Here is a 17,593-nt window from a genome sequence, read left to right as displayed (position 1 = left end):
TAGATTTTCTATCCGCCAGTAACGCTCATATGGCGACGGATCGCGGCCGGGTCGTCGAGGCGCCGCCCAATAACGAAATCATGGCCCTTCGGCTTGCGCAGGATGGCCGACTGGACAAGTCGCAGCAGGTCGGCATCGCTGGCGCCGTCCCGCAAGGCTCCGCGCAGATCCGTCGCCCCGTCATCCCCCAGGCAGGGATAGAGCTGCCCGGTGCAGGACAGGCGCACGCGATTGCAGCTTTCGCAGAAATTATGGGTCATCGGGGTGATCAGCCCCAGCCTGCGCCCGGTCTCATGCACCCGCAGATAGCGGGCCGGGCCGCCGGTGCGCTCGGCCAGCGGCTCCAGCGTCCAGCGCCGCGACAGGGCGGCCCGCACTTCCGAGAGCGGAAGATAGCGATCGGACCGGTCCACGCCCGTCTCGCCCATGGGCATGGTCTCGATCAGACACAGATCCGCGCCGATTTCGCCACACCAGGCCAGCAGCGTATCGAATTCGTCGTCATTCACACCGGCCATGGCGACCGTATTGATCCGGATCGCCAGTCCGGCCGTCCGCGCCGCGCGAACCCCCGCCAGCGTCAGATCGAGGTTACCGCGCCGGGTAATGCGATGAAATTTTTCAGAATCAAGCGAATCCAGGCTGATATTCACACGCCGTACGCCCGCCCGCGCCAGCATGTCGGCATGTTCCGCCAGCCGCGATCCATTGGTCGTCACGGTCAGTTCGTCCAGATGGCCATCCTCACCCGGCCTGTTAAGCCATTGCCCCATCGCCTGGAAAAAACGGCCGATATCCCGCCGGACCAGCGGTTCGCCCCCGGTGACGCGCAACCGCGTGACACCGTTACGGATAAAGGCGGCACATAGCCGTTCCAGTTCCACATAGGTCAGGATTTCCGCCTTGGGCAGAAACGACATGGTTTCGGACATGCAGTACACACACCGCATATCGCAGCGGTCGGTCACCGAAACCCGCAGGTAGGTCACGGCCCGGCCAAGAGAATCGACGAATGGCGTACCCATGCCAACCCTTCAGGAAATAACCGTCAGCATGACGACCGACGCATCGATCAGCACCTTGCCCTGATCCTCGAAATTGACCGTGACCCGATGGGCAATGGCCGACTGCACCTGGCCCCGTCCCCACTCCGGATGCTCGGGATGGCGGACGAACTGCCCCGGTTCCAGAAACGAACGAAAAGGCAGCGCATCGGACATGCGGCAAGAGCCTCCGGAAAACGGACAGGCAGACTACCAGCCCGGGTGAGAATATTCAAAGATAGCGCGCCGGCCGCCCGCGCTAAGAGGACTCGGCCGAAAAATCGGGCGCGGTCACGCCGCTCCGCGCCAGTTGCTCGGTCAGCGCCGATTTCAGCCGCTCCAGTCCGGCATGGTTCGCGCTTTCCGCCCGCGCCACCAGCATGGCCTGGGTATTGGAGGCGCGGAGCAGCCACCATCCGTCCGCGTTGCGCACCCGAACCCCGTCGATGGTCGCCATGTCAGCACCTTCCTCGGCGAGGCGCGCCGCGACCTCCTCGATCACCGTGAATTTGCGGGTGTCGGGGCAGTCGAAACGCAGTTCGGGCGTAGCGATCATGCGCGGCAGGGCCTCGCGCGCCACCGACAGGCTGGTCCGCATCCGCGCCACCACGCCCAGAAGGCGCACCGCCGCATACAACGCATCGTCGAATCCATACCATCTGTCGGCAAAGAAAAGATGGCCCGACATCTCGCCGGCCAGCGGTGCGCCGGTTTCCGTCATCATGGCCTTGATCGGCGAGTGGCCGCTTCGCCACATCAGCGGCTGCCCGCCCGCCCTGGCCACCTCGTCGAACAGGACCTGGCTCGCCTTGACGTCGGCGATGATCGTACTGCCCGGCAGGGCGCGCAGCACGTCGCGCGCCAGCAGGATCATCACCTGGTCGCTCCACAGGATCGCGCCCCGATCGTCCACCACCCCGATCCGGTCGGCATCGCCGTCGAAAGCCAGCCCGATATCCGCACCACCGTCCCGCACCGCGGCAATCAGTTGCGCCAGGTTGCGGGGGATGGTCGGGTCCGGATGATGAGCGGGAAAGCGGCCATCGATCGCGCGATTCAGGATCGTGTGCTCGCCGGGAATGTGGCGGACCAATTCGGCCAGGACTTCGCCGGCCGCGCCATTGCCATTGTCCCAGACGATTTTCAGCCGGCGCGCGCCGCCGTCCCAGTCCCGCGCCAGGCGGGCGACATAGGCCGGCCGGATCTCGACATCGCGCACGCCGCCGACGGCCTCGGGCACGACGTCGCCACGCGCCGCGAGGGCGCCCAGTTCGCCGATGCGCGGGCCGAAGAACGGCTGGCCCGCCATCGTCATCTTGAACCCGTTGTGATCGGGCGGATTATGGCTACCGGTCACCATGACCGCGCCGTCCGCCTTCAGCATGGCGGACGCGAAAGACAGCATCGGAGTCGGGCCGCACCCGATACGCAGCACCTCGATGCCCGAAGCCATGGCCCCCTCGACCAGGGCAGCCTCCAGCCCGGGCGAGGACAATCGGCCGTCATAACCAACCGCGACCGTCCGGCCACCCCCGCGCGCCACCATGCTGCCGAAGGTTCGCCCGATCGCATAGGCATCGCGGGGGTGCAGCGTCCTGTCGACGATCCCCCGGATGTCGTATTCGCGCAGGCTCGTCGGATCGAAACCGTGCGCGAACGCCGCCATTACGCGCCGGTATAGGTCTTCAGGAAGGCCCGCACCGAATCGCCCAGGTCCGGCCGGTCGATCGACATCGCGATCTGCGCTTCCAGGTAGCCCAGCTTGTTGCCGCAGTCGAAACGCTGCCCCTCGTAGCGCAGGCCATGGAAGGGAACGTGGCCGATCATCCTGGCCATCGCGTCGGTCAATTGCACCTCGCCGCCCGCGCCACGTTCCAGCTTGGCCAGATGGGGCATGACATCGGCCGTCAGGACATAGCGCCCGATGATCGACAGGTTGGAGGGCGCGTCTTCGGGCTTGGGCTTCTCGACCAGCCCGGTCACCTCGACGACCCGCCCGTCATCCTCGCCGGTCTTCAGGATACCGTAGCGGCTGGTATGCTCGCGCGGCACCTCGGTCACCGCGACGACATTGCCCCCGGTCCGGTTATAGGTATTCACAAGCTGCTTCAGGCAAGGGACCTCGCTCTTGACCAGATCGTCGGGCAGCAGGATCGCGAACGGGTCGTCGCCGATGAAACTGCGGGCGCACCAGATCGCATGACCCAGGCCCATCGGTTCCTGCTGACGGACGGCGATCAGCGCCCCGGCCTCGATCGTGCTGGGCGCCAGGGCGTCCAACGCATCCTGCTTGTTCCGCTCGCGCAGCGTCGTTTCCAGTTCGAAGGCAACGTCGAAATAATCGATCAGCGAATCCTTGCCCCGGCCGGTAATGAGGCAGAACTCCTCGATGCCCGCGGCGCGGGCCTCATCGATGGCATACTGGATCAGCGGCTTGTCGACGACTGTCAGCATTTCCTTCGGCATGGCCTTGGTCGCCGGGAGGAAACGGGTGCCGAGGCCGGCAACGGGCAGTACGGCTTTTCGCAAGGGTTTGATCACAAACGTCACCTTCGACCCATCGTTGAAAATCGGAACGTCCGCACTAGGCTGCGAACCGGAGCGGCGTATGAAATAACGACCGCGCGCGGTTTTCGTTTTAACCGATAATTGGGAAAAAAAAATGACAGATGTCAGGAAAAAATAGGGCGCCGAACCAAACGGATGCGCGCGCCACGCCCAATCGGAACGCGATCATGGCGCATATGGGGACCAAAAAAAAGCGTGATCCCTCGCATCCTGATGGCGAAGCCGATATGCCGGGCCGCCGGCATATCGATTGGTGCGGTCGAGAAGACTCGAACTTCCACGAGGTTTCCCCCACAAGCACCTCAAGCTTGCGCGTCTACCATTCCGCCACGACCGCACCGTGACATCGGCGATCGCCTGAGCGATACCGTGTGACCGAGGCCGTATAGACGATGCAGGTTCGACGGGCAATGACCGAAAAGACAATTCTGTGGAATTCAAGCCGGGTACCGGTTCCCTATCCCGACGCGATCGCCGGGATGGAGCGACAGGTGGCGGGAATCCGCGATGGCAGCCTGCCCGAGCGGGTCTGGCTGCTGGACCATCCTCCCACTTACACCGCCGGCACGTCGGCCCGGCCGGAAGATCTGTTCAACCCGTCCGGCTTTCCCACGCATGCGGCCGGCCGCGGCGGCCAGTGGACCTATCACGGGCCGGGGCAGCGCGTGGCCTATGTGATGCTGGACCTGACCCGTCGACAGGGCACCGTCCCGCCGCGCGACTTGCGTGCCTACGTCCACGCGCTGGAGGAATGGCTGATCCGGACCCTGCGCCAGTTCGATGTCAGGGGCGAGCGGCGCGCCGACAGGATCGGCGTCTGGGTGGTCGATCCGGCAAGTGGGCGCGAGAGCAAGATCGCGGCCCTGGGCGTCAGGGTCACGCGCTGGACCTGCTGGCACGGCGTGGCGCTGAACGTGGCCCCGGAGTTGGACCATTTCGACGGCATCGTACCCTGCGGCATCCGCGAACATGGCGTGACCAGCCTGCGCGCCCTGGGCCGCGACGTGGACATGGCGACGGTGGACGAGGCCCTGCGCGCCAACTGGCACGATCTGTTCGGCAGCGTCCCGACGCCGATCGAAGCCGCCTGACCGACCGGGAGGCGCCGCCTACAACGGCGCGCTCAGCGAAAAGAAACCGGGGGGGAAATCGGCACCCGTACGCACATCGGTCAGGCGCAGGCGGGTATTGTCACGCCGCGCGTCCACAAGGTCGATCGCTACCAGCGACAACTGCCCCGCGAAATCGGAAAATCCCAGTGTCAGCAGCCCCTGGGACGGATTGTCGCTGCGCGCCATGGAGATCTGGAGCACATTGGCATCGTGCCGGATCGCCGTGACCACAACCGCGCCGCCCAGATGAACCGGCGCGGCCAGCAACAGCCCCAGCGGCTGGTGCGACAGGTTCATGCGCGTCACCGACTGGCGCAGTCCGTCGCGAAACACCAGGTGCCCGCCGGTCGCGACCAGCCGCATCGGATGCGGCGTCCGGTAATCCAGGCGCAGATTGCCCGGGTCGTAAGACAGCGTGCCTTCCCCCACCCCGCCGTCCGGCCAGGTCTGCACGACCCGGGCGGTCAGGCCGCGCGTGGTGTTCAGGTAGCGTTCCACCCGCGCGACATCATGGCCGTCGACCGCCCCGGGCGCGGCCTGGCAGGCCACCAGCGCCAGCGGTGCCGCCAGCGCCATCCGGCGCGACAGGCATGCGCGGCGGCTCATGCGCCCGCGATCCGGTCCTGTTCGGCGGGCGTGCGCAATGTCAGCGACAGCGCGTGCAGTCCCGACCCGAATTCGGGCGCCAGCAGCTCATGCACCAGCCGCGACCGCTGCACGCGCGCCATGCCGTCGAACGCGGCGCTCACTATCAGAAGGTTGAAATGGGTCTCGCCCCCCGCGGCGGCACCGCGCATCCCCGCATGACCGGCATGGCGCCCGCTGTCATCCTCGATTTCGATCAGGGTGGGGGCCAGCCGCTCGCGGATCGCGCGCGCGATCCGATCGGTCCTTTTCTCCCCGGTCGCGGCCGTCGCCACATGCCTATGGTCCGTGCTGCTCACTGTTCCCGCTCCCTTCGCCGACTGACTGTCATGGCTCTTGCACGAATACGGTTCGAACGCACATAACGCCAGATGATGACCCGAAAGAACACACGTCACCGGGCTTTCGACCCCGATCCGGATGCGCCGGCCCGGTGTTGCGACATGGCCGGCTGTGACGAGGCCGCCGGCTACCGCGCGCCGAAATCACGCGACAGCCTGAACGAGTATTTCTGGTTCTGCCTGCCCCATGTGCGCGAATACAATGCACGATGGGACTATTACAAAGGCATGTCGCCCGGTCAGATCGAGGCACATATCCGCGACGACGTCTCGTGGAACCGTCCCTCCTGGCGGCTGGGCCAGCGCGCCGGCCGCCTGGGCCCGGACGATTTCATCGACCCGATGGATCTGATGGGCGGCGCGCGCCGCGCGGCGCCCCGGCCCGATGCCGCCGCCCGCTCCGACATGCCCGAGGCGCTGCGCCAGCCGCTGGACATGCTGGGGCTGGACTGGCCGCTGTCGATGGACGAGCTGAAGGTGCGCTACAAGGATCTGGCGCGGCGGCACCACCCCGATGCCAATGGCGGCGACCGCCAGTCGGAAGAACTGCTGAAAAGCATCAATGTCGCCTACACCACGGTGCGCGCCCACCTGGTTTCGGCGCGGGAAGCCGACCTGGAACGTACCGCCTAGGCATGGCCTTGCCGGCGATAGCGTCTATAGTAAGGCCGGAACCGTCGAGAGAACGACCGGGACGACGCCGCATCACGGCGCCTCCGGACCCAACAGCCGTTACGGATGCAACTCTATGAATGACCTCGCCACCCTGACAGCCGGAGCCGTTGACGAGAACGGAGAGGCGCTGCCGCCCATCTCGTCCCTGCCCGACGCCCCTGATCTGATGGTTTCGGCGCGCGACGTCTTCGGCATCGACAGCGACTTGCAGGTTCCCGCCTTCTCGACCCGCACCGACCATGTGCCCGACGCCGACCCCACCTACCGTTTCGACCATGACACCACGCTGGCGATCCTGGCCGGCTTCGCGTTCAACCGCCGGGTGATGATCCAGGGCTATCACGGCACCGGCAAGTCGTCGCATATCGAGCAGGTGGCCTCGCGCCTCAACTGGCCCTGCATCCGCATCAACCTCGACAGCCACATCTCGCGCATCGACCTGATCGGCAAGGACGCGATCGTGCTGCGCGACGGCAAGCAGGTGACCGAATTCCGCGAGGGCCTGCTGCCATGGGCCCTGCAACGCCCCTGCGCCCTGGTGTTCGACGAATATGATGCCGGCCGCCCCGACGTGATGTTCGTCATCCAGCGCGTGCTGGAAATCGAGGGCCACCTGACGCTGCTGGACCAGAATCGCGTCATCCGCCCGCACCCGTATTTCCGCCTGTTCGCCACCGCCAACACGGTCGGGCTGGGCGACACGACGGGCCTGTATCACGGCACCCAGCAGATCAACCAGGGCCAGATGGACCGCTGGAACATCGTGACCACCCTGAACTACCTGCCGCACGCCCAGGAAACGGCGATCGTGATGGCCAAGATGGGGGTCGATCCCAAGGACGCGCCGGCCCGCAAGCGGATCGAGAGCATGGTGGCGCTGGCCGACCTGACGCGCGCGGGGTTCATCGCGGGCGATATCTCCACCGTCATGTCGCCGCGCACGGTCATAAGCTGGGCGGAGAATTACCGGATCTTCCAGAACCTGGAATTCGCGTTCCGGGTCACGTTCCTCAACAAGTGCGACGAGGCGGAGCGGCAGACGGTGGCGGAATATTACCAGCGCTGCTTCAACGTCGACCCCACCGGCGCCACGCCGCGCGCGCGCTGATCGGCCGGCGCCATGCGCGACCGCAGGAACGACATCATGTCCGCCCGCCAGGCCGCCGCCGAGCGGACGGACGCGTTCAAGCGCGCGACGGTGGGCGTGCTGCGCGCGCTGGGCGGCCGCGCCGACGCCGACGTGATCTTTCAGAGCGGCCCGATTCCGGCCGCCGCCGCCGTCAGCGGCGAACATGTGCGCCTGCCCCAGCCAGGTGCGGCCTTGCAGGAAGCGGACATCGATCGCGTCCGGGGCGCCGCCGACGCGGCGGCGCTGCGCCTGCGCCACCATGATGTCGCCCTGCATGCCTCGACCCGCCCCGAGCCGTCCGAGGCCCGCGCGGCATACGAGGCGCTGGAGCAGGCAAGGGTGGAAAGCGTGGGCGCCCGCCATATGGCCGGCGTCGCGGCCAACCTGCAACACAAGGCCGAGCGCGACTACCGCGACAGCGGCTACGACCGGGCCGACCGGCGGGAGCAGGTTCCGCTGCCCGTCGCATTGTCGCTGCTGGCCCGCGAGACGCTGACGGGCGAACCGGTGCCCGAGCCGATGCGCGCGATCGCCGACCAGTGGCGCGACCATCTGGGGCCGTCCGCCCGGCACGCGTTGAGCGACATGGCGGCGGTCCAGGACGATCAGAAGGCTTTCTCCCGGGCGGCGCGCCGCCTGCTGGTGGCCTGCGAACTGATCGAGGGCGAAGCCGAAATCGAGGAAGACGCGGATGGCAGCGACAGCCCGCCCTCCGACGAAACCGACGACCAGCCGTCCGAATCCCCCGACGACCAGCAGCAGAAGCAGGACGATTCGTCCGGGCTGGAAGAGGACGAAACCGGCCTGCAACCCCAGTTGGCGCAGGGAAGCGGCATGGGCGACGAGGAGTCCGACGATGCCGAGCCGGGCGAAGCGGCCGGGTCGGAGGAAGCCGGCGGCCCGCGCGATGCCGACCATCCGCCGGCCGAGGATTCGGCGAACGCCTACCACGCCTTCACCACCGCCTTCGACGAAGAGATCGCGGCCGAGGACCTGTGCGATCCCGAGGAACTGACGCGCCTGCGCCAGCAGCTCGACCAGCAATTGCTCAGCCTCCAGGGCGTGGTCTCGCGCCTGGCCAACCGCATGCAGCGCCGCCTGCTCGCCCAGCAGACCCGCGCGTGGGAATTCGACCTGGAGGAAGGCATTCTCGATGCCGGCCGCCTGTCGCGGATCGTGGTCAATCCCACCCTGTCGCTGTCCTACAAGCATGAGCGCGACACCGATTTCCGCGATACGGTGGTGACGCTGCTGATCGACAATTCGGGTTCGATGCGCGGCCGCCCCATTTCGGTGGCCGCGATGTGCGGCGACATCCTGGCCCGCACGCTGGAACGCTGCGCGGTGAAGGTCGAGGTGCTGGGTTTCACCACCCGCGCGTGGAAAGGCGGGCAGAGCCGCGAGCGCTGGGTGGCGCAGGGCAAGCCGCCCAACCCGGGCCGGCTGAACGACCTGCGACACATCGTCTACAAATCGGCCGACATGCCATGGCGCCGGTCCCGCAAGAATCTTGGCCTGATGCTGCGCGAGGGCCTGCTGAAGGAAAATATCGACGGCGAGGCCCTGCTCTGGGCATGGAAGCGCCTGCAAGGCCGGCCGGAAAGCCGCAAGATCCTGATGGTGATTTCCGACGGCGCGCCGGTCGATGACAGCACGCTGTCGGTCAATCCCGGATCGTATCTGGAGACGCATCTGCGCCAGGTCATCGCCCAGATCGAAAATCGCAGCGCGGTCGAACTGGTGGCCATCGGCATCGGCCATGACGTGACGCGCTATTACCGGCGCGCGGTGACGATATCCGACGCCGAGGAACTGGGCGGGACGATGATGCAGGAACTCTCGGACCTGTTCGACGAACGCGCAGCCTCGCCGGCCCGGCGACGGCCCTAGTCCGCCGCGTTTTCCAGCCGGACCGCCAGCAGCCGCAACAGCGCATCGACCATGTCGTCGACATCCGCCGCCACGGTGCGGTGGTTGACGATGGCGGCACGGATGGCCCGCACACCATTCACCATGGTCGTGGACGGCGCGGCGACGCCCGATTCGTGCAGGTCCTTGACCAGTTCGCCGTTCAGCCGGTCCAGATCCACGCCGGGCACCCGCACGCGGAAACAGACGATGTTCAGCCCCACCGGCGCCAGACGCTCCAGCAGCGGCTCGCTGTCCACCCGGGCCGCCAGATGCCGGGCCACGGCACAGCATGCATCGACCATCTGGCCCATGCGGTCGCTGCCATAGGTGCCCAGCGTCATCCACACCTTCAGCGCACGGAAACCGCGCGACAGGTCGGGCCCCAGATCGCAGAACCACGGCGCATTGCCGGCCAGCCCCCGATCCTCGCGCGACAGATAGGCGAGCGACTGTGCGAACGCCGCCGCCTGCCGGCCGGGGGCGCGGACCAGGATACAGCCGGCATCATAGGGAACCTGCGCCCATTTATGGAAATCGAAGGCCAGGCTGTCGGCCCGCTCCAACCCCCGCAGGGCTGGACGATAGCGAGGCGACAGCATCGCCAGCGCGCCGAAGGCCCCGTCGACATGGAACCATAGCCCTTCGGCCGCCGCGATATCCGCGATACCGTCCAGATCGTCGATCGCCCCGCTATCGACCGTGCCGGCGGTGCCGATGACGATGAAGGGCTCCAGTCCCGCCGCGCGATCCGCCGCGATCGCCGCCCGCAACGCCGCCAGATCCATGCGATGGTCGGACGCCACCGGCAATACGCGCAGCGCGTCGCTGCCCAACCCCGTCAGGTCGAAGGCGCGGGCGACGCATCCATGGGCGGTGGCGGCGGCATAGCCGACCAGCCCGCGTCCGCCGACGCCCTGCCGGCGCAGCGCCAGCCCGTCCGGCACCGCCCGGCTGGCGGTCACGACCGCGATCATGTTCGCCATCGACGACCCGGTGACCAGCAACCCGGTGACCTCGTCGGGAAAACCCATGATCCGGGCCGCCCAGCCGATCACGGCCCGCTCGATCTCGACCGGCGCATGGTCGCGGCCGCCGCAATTGGCGTTCAGTCCGCCGGCCAGCAATTCGGCCAGCATGCCAACCGCGGTGCCGCCGCCATGGACCCAGCCCATGAAGCCCGGATGGGTGTTGCCGGTGGCATAGGGCGCGATCAGTTCGCGAAACCGCTCGTACAGGATCTCGGGCGATGTCGGTCCGGCGGGCAGCACATCGTGCAGCGCATCACGCACCGCATCGGGCATCGGGCGCCAGACCGGCCCGTCCCGCAGGGTCGCCAGCCGGTCGACCATGTCGTCGATCATCCGGTGGCCGAGGCGACGCAGATCGTCCCAATTGTCGGGGTCCAGACCGGTCATGGGCGGTTCGCTTCCTTGCCATGGGGGGATCGGCAGGCTGGCCAGTCGCCCCGTTCTGTCCAATAATTTGCTGTGTGCCTATATGTGTGCGATCGCGCGCATCAAGTCTTTAATGGAACCAGCATGTTCTTCGGCGAACTCGAATTGACGGAAATGGCGTGGAGCGACGGTCCACGACGGGCCAGGCTGGGCGGGCAAGGCACGTTGCTGGTCCTGCTGCACGGTCAGATGCAGAGCCACGTCGCCTGGCACGCCATCGCGCCGGACCTGGCCGCGACCCATACGGTCCTGTGCCCCGACCTGCCCCGCGACCTGGATTTCCGCCGCCAGGCGGAGGAATTGCTGCGCCTGGCGCGGGGTCTGGGGCACGAACGCCTGGCGGTGGCCGGCCACGGCACCGGCGGCCATATCGCCGCCTATGCCGCCTGGCTGGCGCCGGACCGCGTGACGTACGTGGCGGAGATCGAATGCATCCCCTCGCCCGGCCATTACGGCCGCGCCGACCTGGCCTTCGAACTGTCGCGCTACAGCGGGTGCTGGTTCGCCCAGCTTCACCCCAAGCCCGAATCGGCGACCATGGCGGTGCCCGAGGAATGGACCCGGCCGGCACCGCATTCCGTGGCGCCGTTCAGCCGCCCGGCGGTCGCCGATTACCTGCAAACCATGCCGGCGGGCGAGACACCCGGTGCGAACGGCCATAATCGCATTCCCCCCTATCCGGGGGATCTGCGCATCGCCTGTCCGCTGCTGGTCGCCTGGTCGCGGGACGGGCGACTGGGGGGATGGTACAATCCCGCCCATCTGTGGCAGCCCTACGCGACCGGCCCGCTCAGCGAGGCAGAAATCGCCTGCGGCTATTATATCCCCGAGGAAGCCCCTCGGGCCCTGCTGGACGCGCTGTCAGCCTTCCTGCCGGCCTGATGGGCATAGCGCCGGGCCAGCACCGCGCAGACAAAGAGCTGGATCTGGTGGAAGATCATCAGCGGCAGCACCACCAGCCCGACGGTGGCGGCCGGGAACAGCACGTTGGCCATCGGCACGCCGGAGGCCAGGGTCTTCTTCGAACCGCAGAACACGATCGCGATCTCGTCCTCGCGCGGAAAGCCCAGGACCCGGCTGCCCAGCGTGGTGATCAGCAGCACCAGGGCCAGCAGGACGCTGTCCGCCAGCATGATCAACCCGATCTGCGAGAGCGGCATCTGGTGCCACAACCCCTGGACCACGGCCTCGCTGAAGGCGGTATAGACCACGATCAGGATCGATCCCCGGTCGGTCATCGACAGCAGGCGCTTGTTGCGATGCGCCCATTTACCCAGCCAGGGTTGCAGGACCTGTCCCAGCACGAAAGGCAACAGCAATTGCAGCATGATCGCCACCACGCCGCCGTGCCCCGACGCCGCGCCATGGCGTTCCAGCACCAGCCCGGTCAGGAGCGGGGTGATGAAGATGCCCAGGATATTGGATGTGGTCGCGGCGCAGACCGCCGCCGGCACATTGCCACGCGCGATCGAGGTGAACGCGATCGAGGACTGCACCGTGGACGGCAGGCAGCACAGAAACAGGATGCCCAGCCACACCGCCGGATGCAGCATGTGCGGAAAAAGGGCATGCAGCCCCAGGCCCAGCAGCGGAAACAGCGCGAAGGTACAGAGCAGGATCGCCAGATGCAGCCGCCAGTTCACGATGCCGCCCACCACGGCCTCGCGCGACAGGCGCGCGCCCTGCATGAAGAACATCACGGCAATGACCGCGATCGCCAGATCCTGGAAGATCGGCACGGCGGCGCCATGGCACGGCAGGAGCGTGGCGAGGATGACGGTGCAGACGAGGCTGATCAGGAACGGGTCGGGTTTGAGCATCGGAAAAATTCCGCTGGCGGTGGAAAGGACGTCTCGGCGGCCCGCACCATGAACCGGCACGCCAACCACCGAAATATCGCAGCGTGCCTCGCCTCGGTCACGATCCCGTGCCAAGGAAGGGCGGTACAAGATCGTTATTCCCGGGGCAAGTCGATGATCACGCGCATTCCCGTCCTGCCGGCTCTCCTCGGCACAATCCTCGCCATGGCGACGACCGGCGTCCAGGCCGCGCCGCTGCCGCCGGCCTGCGCCATCGCCGGAGCCGGTAGCCTGTCGGCCTCGGCGACCGACATGACCGCTCTCAATTATGTCCTGCGGTCCGCGCCCGGCACCGGCGCGCCCTCTCTCCATGCCGCATCGGTCACGATCAGCGGTCCCGCCGGCGACGCGCGCGCGCTGCGCGATCTTCTCGATGCCGCGTCGGTGGTGCTGCTCGGCGCACTGGTCAATCATCATGGCGCCGGATGCACGGCCGATTATTTCCTCGCGACCCTCCAGCCGATGATGGCAGGGCTGGAGTCGGGCAGGTCGTACGACATCGCGTGGTCGTCACCGGTCGCGACGACCGGCGCGCGGCAGATCCGTTTCAGTGCCATGCACCTGCATCTGTCCGGCGGTGGGGATGCGCGGCCGATCGCCGTTTCACTGGAAATGCGCGGTGCCGGCATCAACGGGGACAGCGTGCTGGCGGCTCTGCTGCCCCAGGACGCGCGATCGGATTTCGCGGTGCCGGCCCAGGCGCTCGGCCCCCTGCTGGCCGCGACCGCCGGCCGCCCGGCCCGCAGCATCGCCGTGCCGGTCACGATCCGGACATTGCGCGCCCGGCGCGGCGACATGCAACTGGAGGGCAGCGGCACGGCGGAACTGACCGGCAGCCCCGACGCGGCCTCGGCCGCCGGGCATATGAGCATGCGCAACCTGCCCGAACTGATCGAAACCCTGCGCGCCGCCGGGCAGATCCGGCCGGCCGGCGCGCTGGCCCTGGCCAACCTGGTCGGCCATCACGCCGATACCCAGACGTCGTGGGACGTGGCGTGGGCAGGCGGCATCCTGACCGTCAATCACATCCCGCTACCGCTGCGCTGAGGCCTGTCGCTTCAGGCCGCCTTCTCCTGCTCCGCCAGGCGGCCCAGCGCCTGGACCGTGTCCTTCGCCAGACGAATGCGCAGCGCATTCGTCATCTCCCGCACCAGGGCCAGCTTGTGGTCGGGGCGCAGGCGGACATTGCCGTCCTTCTGCGCCGCCATCCAGGCGACCAACCCGGCGGGATTGGCGAAATGATTGCCGCGGAACTGGATCACCATCCCCTTGGGTCCGGCCTCCAGCCGCTCGACCCCGGCCTCGCGGCACAGGCGCTTGATCGCGACCACGTCCAGCAGGTTGCGCACCGGGTCGGGGAGCGAGCCGAACCGATCGACCAGTTCGGCCTCCATCGCCTCGATCTCGGCATCGTTCGCCAGGCCGGCGATGCGGCGATACAGTCCCAGTCGCACCGGCAGGTCGGGCACGTAGTCCTCGGGGATCAGCACCGGCAGGCCCAGGATGATGTTCGGCGTCCAGTCCCGGTCCTGGGCCTTGCGCCTCCCCTTTTCGGCGCGCAGTTCCACCACCGCGTCTTCCAGCATCTGCTGGTAGAGTTCGATCCCGACCTCGCGGATATGGCCCGACTGCTCGTCGCCCAGCAGGTTGCCCGCGCCGCGCAGGTCCAGGTCGTGCGACGCCAGGGTAAAGCCCGCGCCCAGCGTATCCAGGGTCTGCATGACCTCCAGCCGCTTCTCGGCGGCGGCCGACAGGACATGGGTCTGCGGCCAGGTCAGATAGGCATAGCCGCGCTGCTTGCCGCGCCCCACGCGTCCGCGCAACTGATAGAGTTGCCCCAGGCCGAACATGTCGGCCCGATGGATGATCAGCGTGTTCACCGCCGGCATGTCCAGCCCGCTCTCCACGATGTTGGTCGAGAGCAGGATGTCGTATTTGCCGTCGCTGAATTCGGTCATCACCCGCTCCAGCTCGGTGGGCGTCAGGCGGCCATGCGCCTGCACCAGCCGCGCGTCGGGCACGATCTCCTGAAGCCGCGCGCCCATCCGGTCCAGATCCTCGATCCGGGGCACGACGCAGAAGATCTGTCCGCCCCGGAAACGCTCGCGCTGGATCGCCTCGCGGATCACCACGCTGTCGAAGGGCATGATAAAGGTGCGCACCGCCAGCCGGTCGGTCGGCGGCGTGGCGATCAGGCTCATCTCCCGCACGCCGGTCAGCGCCAGTTGCAGCGTGCGCGGCAGCGGGGTGGCCGACAGGGTCAGCACATGCACGTCCTCGCGCAGCGCCTTCAGCTTTTCCTTGTGGGCGACGCCGAAATGCTGCTCCTCGTCGATGATCAGCAATCCCAGGTCGGCGAACTGCACCCCCTTGGCCAGCAGGGCATGGGTGCCAATCACGATGTTGATCGTGCCGTCCGTCAGCCCCTTGCGGACCGCCGCCGCCTCCTTGGCGGTCACCATGCGCGACAATTGCGCCACCGTGACCGGCAGCCCGCCGAACCGGGCCGAGAAGGTGCGGAAATGCTGCCGCGCCAGCAGCGTGGTCGGCACCACCACCGCCACCTGCGCGCCCGACATCGCGGCCACGAAGGCCGCGCGCAGCGCCACCTCGGTCTTGCCGAAGCCCACATCGCCGCAGACCAGCCGGTCCATGGGCCGGCCGGAGCCCATATCCTCCAGCACGTCGACGATGGCGCGCGCCTGGTCCTCGGTCTCGGCGAAGGGGAAGCGGCTGCAAAATTCGTCCCACAGCCCTTCCGCCGGGGTCAGGCTGGGCGCTTCGCGCAGGGCACGCAGCGCGGCGGTGCGGATCAGTTCGCCCGCCATGTCGCGGATGCGCTGCTTCATCCGCGACTTGCGGTTCTGCCAAGAGGCACCGCCCAGCTTGTCCAGCGCCACCCCGGCCTGGTCGGAGCCGAATCGGCTCAGCAATTCGATATTCTCGACCGGCAGAAACAGCTTTTCGTTGCCGTCATAGACCAGCCGCAGGCAGTCATGCGGCGCACTGCCGACCGCCACCGTCTCCAGCCCGTCATAGCGGCCGATGCCGTAATCCTGATGCACCACCAGATCGCCCTCGGCGATCTCCGACGCCTCGGCGATGAACTGGTCGGCGCGCTTGCGGCGGCGCGGCGGGCGCGAAATCCGCTCGCCCAGCAGGTCCTGCTCCGACACGAAGGCCAGGTTGTCCGCGATGAAGCCGCGCTCCAGCCCCAGGATCAGCAGCCCGACAGTGCCGGCCGGCAGGCTCCGCGCCTGGTTCCAGGTGTCGAACGTCTCGACCCGCATGCCATGCTCGCGCAGCAGCGTCGCGATCCGCTCGCGCGATCCTCGGGTCCAGGCCGAAAGATAGACCCGGCGCCCGGTCTCCGCCCATTGCCGGACCTGCGCGTCGAGCATGGCGAACACGTTCTCGCGCGACCCGTCCGCCACCGAACGGGCAAACAGGATCCCCGGCCGCCCGAGAGCATCGATGCCCTCGGCTCCCTCGGGGCGCGAAAAGGGATTGAACACCACCACCGGGTGACCGGACAGCATGCCCTCCCACCCCTTGCGGTCCAGATACATCAGGTGCGGCGGCAGCGGACGGTACGGAACCTCGCCCTCGCGCACCGGCTGGCGCCGCGCCTCGAAATGATCGGCGATCATCTCCAGCCGCGACGACAGAACCTCGTCCGCCTGATGAGCCATGACCACCGCGAGGCCCGGCAGGTAATCGACCAGCGTTTCCAGATGCTCGTAGAATAGCGGCAGCCAGTGTTCCAGCCCGGCATGGCGCCGCCCGTCGGAGACATGCTGATAGAGCGGGTCGCCGGCGGCGGCGGGCCCGAACAGGTCGCGCCACCCGGTGCGGAAGCGCGAGATGCTGGCCGGATCAAGGCTGAAATCGGCCACCGGACGCATCACGAACCGCTCCAGCCGCTCCGACGAACGCTGGGTAGCGGGGTCGAAACGGCGGATATTCTCCACCTCGTCGCCGAACAGGTCCAACCGCACCGGTTCGGCCTCGCCGGAGGGGAAGATGTCGAAGATACCACCCCGGGTCGCGAATTCGCCCGGTTCCATCACCGTGTCGGTGCGGTTGTAGCCGTTGGCCACCAGCAATTCGATCAGGAAATCCTGGTCCAGACCGTCGCCGGCGGCCACCGTCAGCGACTGGCCGCGAAAGGCGGCGCGCGGCGTCACCCGCTGGACCAGCCCGCCGACCGTGGTCAGCACGATGCGCGGGCCCGTCGCCGGCTCCAGCAGGCGCGTCAGGGTCGCGACCCGCTCCGCGACGATCGCCGGATTGGGCGACACCCGATCGTAAGGCAGACAGTCCCACGCGGGAAAGCGCAGGATTTCGGCATTCGGCGCGATGAAGGACAGCAGGTCGCCGATCCGGGCCATGCCCGCGTCGTCGCGGGCGACATGCAGCACCGGCCCGTCATGCTCGTGGGCGCGGCGGGCGACGAGAAAGGCGTCGAACCCGTCCGGCACCCCCCAGACATTCATCCAGCCGGTCCGTCCGGCGGCATGGTCCCTCACCTCCGCTGTCATCGCTCTCCCCGGATCGCGGCTTGCCGGGCGGGATCGTTGGCATCGGCGATGATGGCGCGCAACATCGGGCAATCGACATCGGCCGGCACCGGCTTGCGGCCGCTCAGCCAGTCCGCGAGGTCGGCATCCGGCAGGTCCATCACCTCTTCCAGCGCATCCATCTCGTCATCCGACATCGCCGCCAGGCGCGAGGTCACGAAGCCGCCGATCAGGATGTCCGTTTCATGCGTGCCGCGATGCGTGGCGCGGAAATAAATCCGGCGCCGGCGCGGATCGAGGGTCGAGAAGTCGGGTGTATCGAGGGACATGCTGCCT

16 protein-coding genes and 1 tRNA gene are annotated in these 17,593 nt (G+C 67.6%); 6 read left to right on the top strand and 11 right to left on the bottom strand.

What is annotated here, in order from left to right; translation table 11 throughout:
* Positions 1 to 8 precede the first annotated feature (8 nt).
* The 5 genes from moaA to HLH48_RS02680 all read right to left on the bottom strand — a co-directional run bounded on the left by moaA (position 9) and on the right by HLH48_RS02680 (position 3,948).
* Positions 9 to 1,025: a GTP 3',8-cyclase MoaA gene (moaA, locus tag HLH48_RS02700; protein WP_182995953.1), complete on the bottom strand. Its 1,017-nt coding sequence runs from the start codon at positions 1,023 to 1,025 to the stop codon at positions 9 to 11.
* Between the two features lie 9 nt (positions 1,026 to 1,034).
* Entirely contained in the window at positions 1,035 to 1,220 is a 186-nt protein-coding gene (locus tag HLH48_RS02695; protein ID WP_182995952.1) for a DUF3553 domain-containing protein, read from the bottom strand.
* A gap of 82 nt (positions 1,221 to 1,302) precedes the next feature.
* Positions 1,303 to 2,709, bottom strand: coding sequence for a phosphoglucomutase/phosphomannomutase PgmG (gene pgmG, locus HLH48_RS02690; protein ID WP_182995951.1), 1,407 nt, complete (start codon positions 2,707 to 2,709; stop codon positions 1,303 to 1,305).
* On the bottom strand, positions 2,709 to 3,584 hold the full coding sequence (gene galU, locus HLH48_RS02685) for a UTP--glucose-1-phosphate uridylyltransferase GalU (RefSeq protein ID WP_182995950.1): 876 nt from the start codon (positions 3,582 to 3,584) through the stop codon (positions 2,709 to 2,711). The genes pgmG and galU overlap by 1 nt, the downstream gene beginning before the upstream one ends.
* A 278-nt stretch (positions 3,585 to 3,862) precedes the next feature.
* A tRNA-Leu gene (locus HLH48_RS02680) sits at positions 3,863 to 3,948 on the bottom strand.
* 55 nt (positions 3,949 to 4,003) lie between these two features.
* On the opposite strand from HLH48_RS02680, the gene lipB reads away from it, so the two are divergent.
* Positions 4,004 to 4,702: a lipoyl(octanoyl) transferase LipB gene (gene lipB, locus HLH48_RS02675; protein WP_182995949.1), complete on the top strand. Its 699-nt coding sequence runs from the start codon at positions 4,004 to 4,006 to the stop codon at positions 4,700 to 4,702.
* 18 nt (positions 4,703 to 4,720) lie between these two features.
* On the opposite strand, the gene HLH48_RS02670 is transcribed toward lipB, so the two are convergent.
* Together HLH48_RS02670 and HLH48_RS02665 are read right to left on the bottom strand one after the other, a co-directional pair.
* Positions 4,721 to 5,329, bottom strand: coding sequence for a LolA family protein (locus HLH48_RS02670; RefSeq protein ID WP_182995948.1), 609 nt, complete (start codon positions 5,327 to 5,329; stop codon positions 4,721 to 4,723).
* A complete protein-coding gene (locus HLH48_RS02665; protein ID WP_264813381.1) occupies positions 5,326 to 5,604 on the bottom strand; it encodes a BolA family protein in 279 nt (92 codons plus the stop codon). The genes HLH48_RS02670 and HLH48_RS02665 overlap by 4 nt, the downstream gene beginning before the upstream one ends.
* A 135-nt stretch (positions 5,605 to 5,739) precedes the next feature.
* On the opposite strand from HLH48_RS02665, the gene HLH48_RS02660 reads away from it, so the two are divergent.
* From HLH48_RS02660 to cobT, 3 genes are all read left to right on the top strand, one after another.
* Positions 5,740 to 6,342, top strand: a complete 603-nt coding sequence (locus HLH48_RS02660; protein ID WP_182995947.1) for a J domain-containing protein — start codon at positions 5,740 to 5,742, stop codon at positions 6,340 to 6,342.
* 115 nt (positions 6,343 to 6,457) lie between these two features.
* The gene (cobS, locus tag HLH48_RS02655; protein WP_182995946.1) at positions 6,458 to 7,492 is read left to right on the top strand and encodes a cobaltochelatase subunit CobS; all 1,035 of its coding nucleotides are present in this window, start codon (positions 6,458 to 6,460) and stop codon (positions 7,490 to 7,492) included.
* Positions 7,493 to 7,504: 12 nt separating this feature from the next.
* Positions 7,505 to 9,403 (top strand): cobaltochelatase subunit CobT, encoded by a 1,899-nt coding sequence (cobT, locus tag HLH48_RS02650; protein ID WP_182995945.1) that lies wholly within the window; start codon positions 7,505 to 7,507, stop codon positions 9,401 to 9,403.
* Here cobT and HLH48_RS02645 read toward each other — a convergent pair.
* Positions 9,400 to 10,839, bottom strand: coding sequence for a pyridoxal phosphate-dependent decarboxylase family protein (locus HLH48_RS02645; protein WP_182995944.1), 1,440 nt, complete (start codon positions 10,837 to 10,839; stop codon positions 9,400 to 9,402). The two genes, cobT and HLH48_RS02645, sit on opposite strands and share 4 nt — an antisense overlap.
* A gap of 123 nt (positions 10,840 to 10,962) precedes the next feature.
* Between HLH48_RS02645 and HLH48_RS02640 the strand changes: the two genes are divergently transcribed.
* Positions 10,963 to 11,760 (top strand): alpha/beta fold hydrolase, encoded by a 798-nt coding sequence (locus HLH48_RS02640; RefSeq protein ID WP_182995943.1) that lies wholly within the window; start codon positions 10,963 to 10,965, stop codon positions 11,758 to 11,760.
* On the opposite strand, the gene HLH48_RS02635 is transcribed toward HLH48_RS02640, so the two are convergent.
* Positions 11,697 to 12,698: a bile acid:sodium symporter family protein gene (locus HLH48_RS02635; RefSeq protein ID WP_182995942.1), complete on the bottom strand. Its 1,002-nt coding sequence runs from the start codon at positions 12,696 to 12,698 to the stop codon at positions 11,697 to 11,699. The two genes, HLH48_RS02640 and HLH48_RS02635, sit on opposite strands and share 64 nt — an antisense overlap.
* A 153-nt stretch (positions 12,699 to 12,851) precedes the next feature.
* Here HLH48_RS02635 and HLH48_RS02630 point away from each other — a divergent pair, with 153 nt between their 5' ends.
* Entirely contained in the window at positions 12,852 to 13,784 is a 933-nt protein-coding gene (locus HLH48_RS02630) for a hypothetical protein (protein ID WP_182995941.1), read from the top strand.
* A gap of 11 nt (positions 13,785 to 13,795) precedes the next feature.
* On the opposite strand, the gene mfd is transcribed toward HLH48_RS02630, so the two are convergent.
* Both mfd and HLH48_RS02620 read right to left on the bottom strand, forming a co-directional pair.
* Positions 13,796 to 17,278 carry a transcription-repair coupling factor gene (gene mfd / locus HLH48_RS02625; protein WP_373320307.1) on the bottom strand — a complete coding sequence of 1,161 codons (3,483 nt, stop codon included), beginning with the start codon at positions 17,276 to 17,278 and terminating at the stop codon, positions 13,796 to 13,798.
* Positions 17,275 to 17,586: an FAD assembly factor SdhE gene (locus tag HLH48_RS02620; RefSeq protein ID WP_182995940.1), complete on the bottom strand. Its 312-nt coding sequence runs from the start codon at positions 17,584 to 17,586 to the stop codon at positions 17,275 to 17,277. Before HLH48_RS02620 ends, mfd begins: the two co-directional genes overlap by 4 nt.
* Positions 17,587 to 17,593: the final 7 nt, after the last annotated feature.

Origin of the sequence: Gluconacetobacter sacchari (genome assembly GCF_014174255.1) — a bacterium.
Taxonomy (GTDB): Bacteria; Pseudomonadota; Alphaproteobacteria; order Acetobacterales; family Acetobacteraceae; genus Gluconacetobacter; species Gluconacetobacter sacchari.
The sequence above is the reverse complement of the archived record's forward strand: the minus strand, read 5'-3'. Positions and strand labels throughout refer to the sequence as shown.

Coding starts and splice junctions, on each gene's coding strand:
- moaA (WP_182995953.1), bottom strand. CDS start 1,025: ATGGGTACGCCATTCGTCGATTCTCTTGGCCGGGCCGTGACCTACCTG.
- HLH48_RS02695 (WP_182995952.1), bottom strand. CDS start 1,220: ATGTCCGATGCGCTGCCTTTTCGTTCGTTTCTGGAACCGGGGCAGTTC.
- pgmG (WP_182995951.1), bottom strand. CDS start 2,709: ATGGCGGCGTTCGCGCACGGTTTCGATCCGACGAGCCTGCGCGAATAC.
- lipB (WP_182995949.1), top strand. CDS start 4,004: ATGCAGGTTCGACGGGCAATGACCGAAAAGACAATTCTGTGGAATTCA.
- HLH48_RS02670 (WP_182995948.1), bottom strand. CDS start 5,329: ATGAGCCGCCGCGCATGCCTGTCGCGCCGGATGGCGCTGGCGGCACCG.
- HLH48_RS02660 (WP_182995947.1), top strand. CDS start 5,740: ATGATGACCCGAAAGAACACACGTCACCGGGCTTTCGACCCCGATCCG.
- cobS (WP_182995946.1), top strand. CDS start 6,458: ATGAATGACCTCGCCACCCTGACAGCCGGAGCCGTTGACGAGAACGGA.
- cobT (WP_182995945.1), top strand. CDS start 7,505: ATGCGCGACCGCAGGAACGACATCATGTCCGCCCGCCAGGCCGCCGCC.
- HLH48_RS02645 (WP_182995944.1), bottom strand. CDS start 10,839: ATGACCGGTCTGGACCCCGACAATTGGGACGATCTGCGTCGCCTCGGC.
- HLH48_RS02640 (WP_182995943.1), top strand. CDS start 10,963: ATGTTCTTCGGCGAACTCGAATTGACGGAAATGGCGTGGAGCGACGGT.
- HLH48_RS02635 (WP_182995942.1), bottom strand. CDS start 12,698: ATGCTCAAACCCGACCCGTTCCTGATCAGCCTCGTCTGCACCGTCATC.
- HLH48_RS02630 (WP_182995941.1), top strand. CDS start 12,852: ATGATCACGCGCATTCCCGTCCTGCCGGCTCTCCTCGGCACAATCCTC.
- mfd (WP_373320307.1), bottom strand. CDS start 17,278: ATGACAGCGGAGGTGAGGGACCATGCCGCCGGACGGACCGGCTGGATG.
- HLH48_RS02620 (WP_182995940.1), bottom strand. CDS start 17,586: ATGTCCCTCGATACACCCGACTTCTCGACCCTCGATCCGCGCCGGCGC.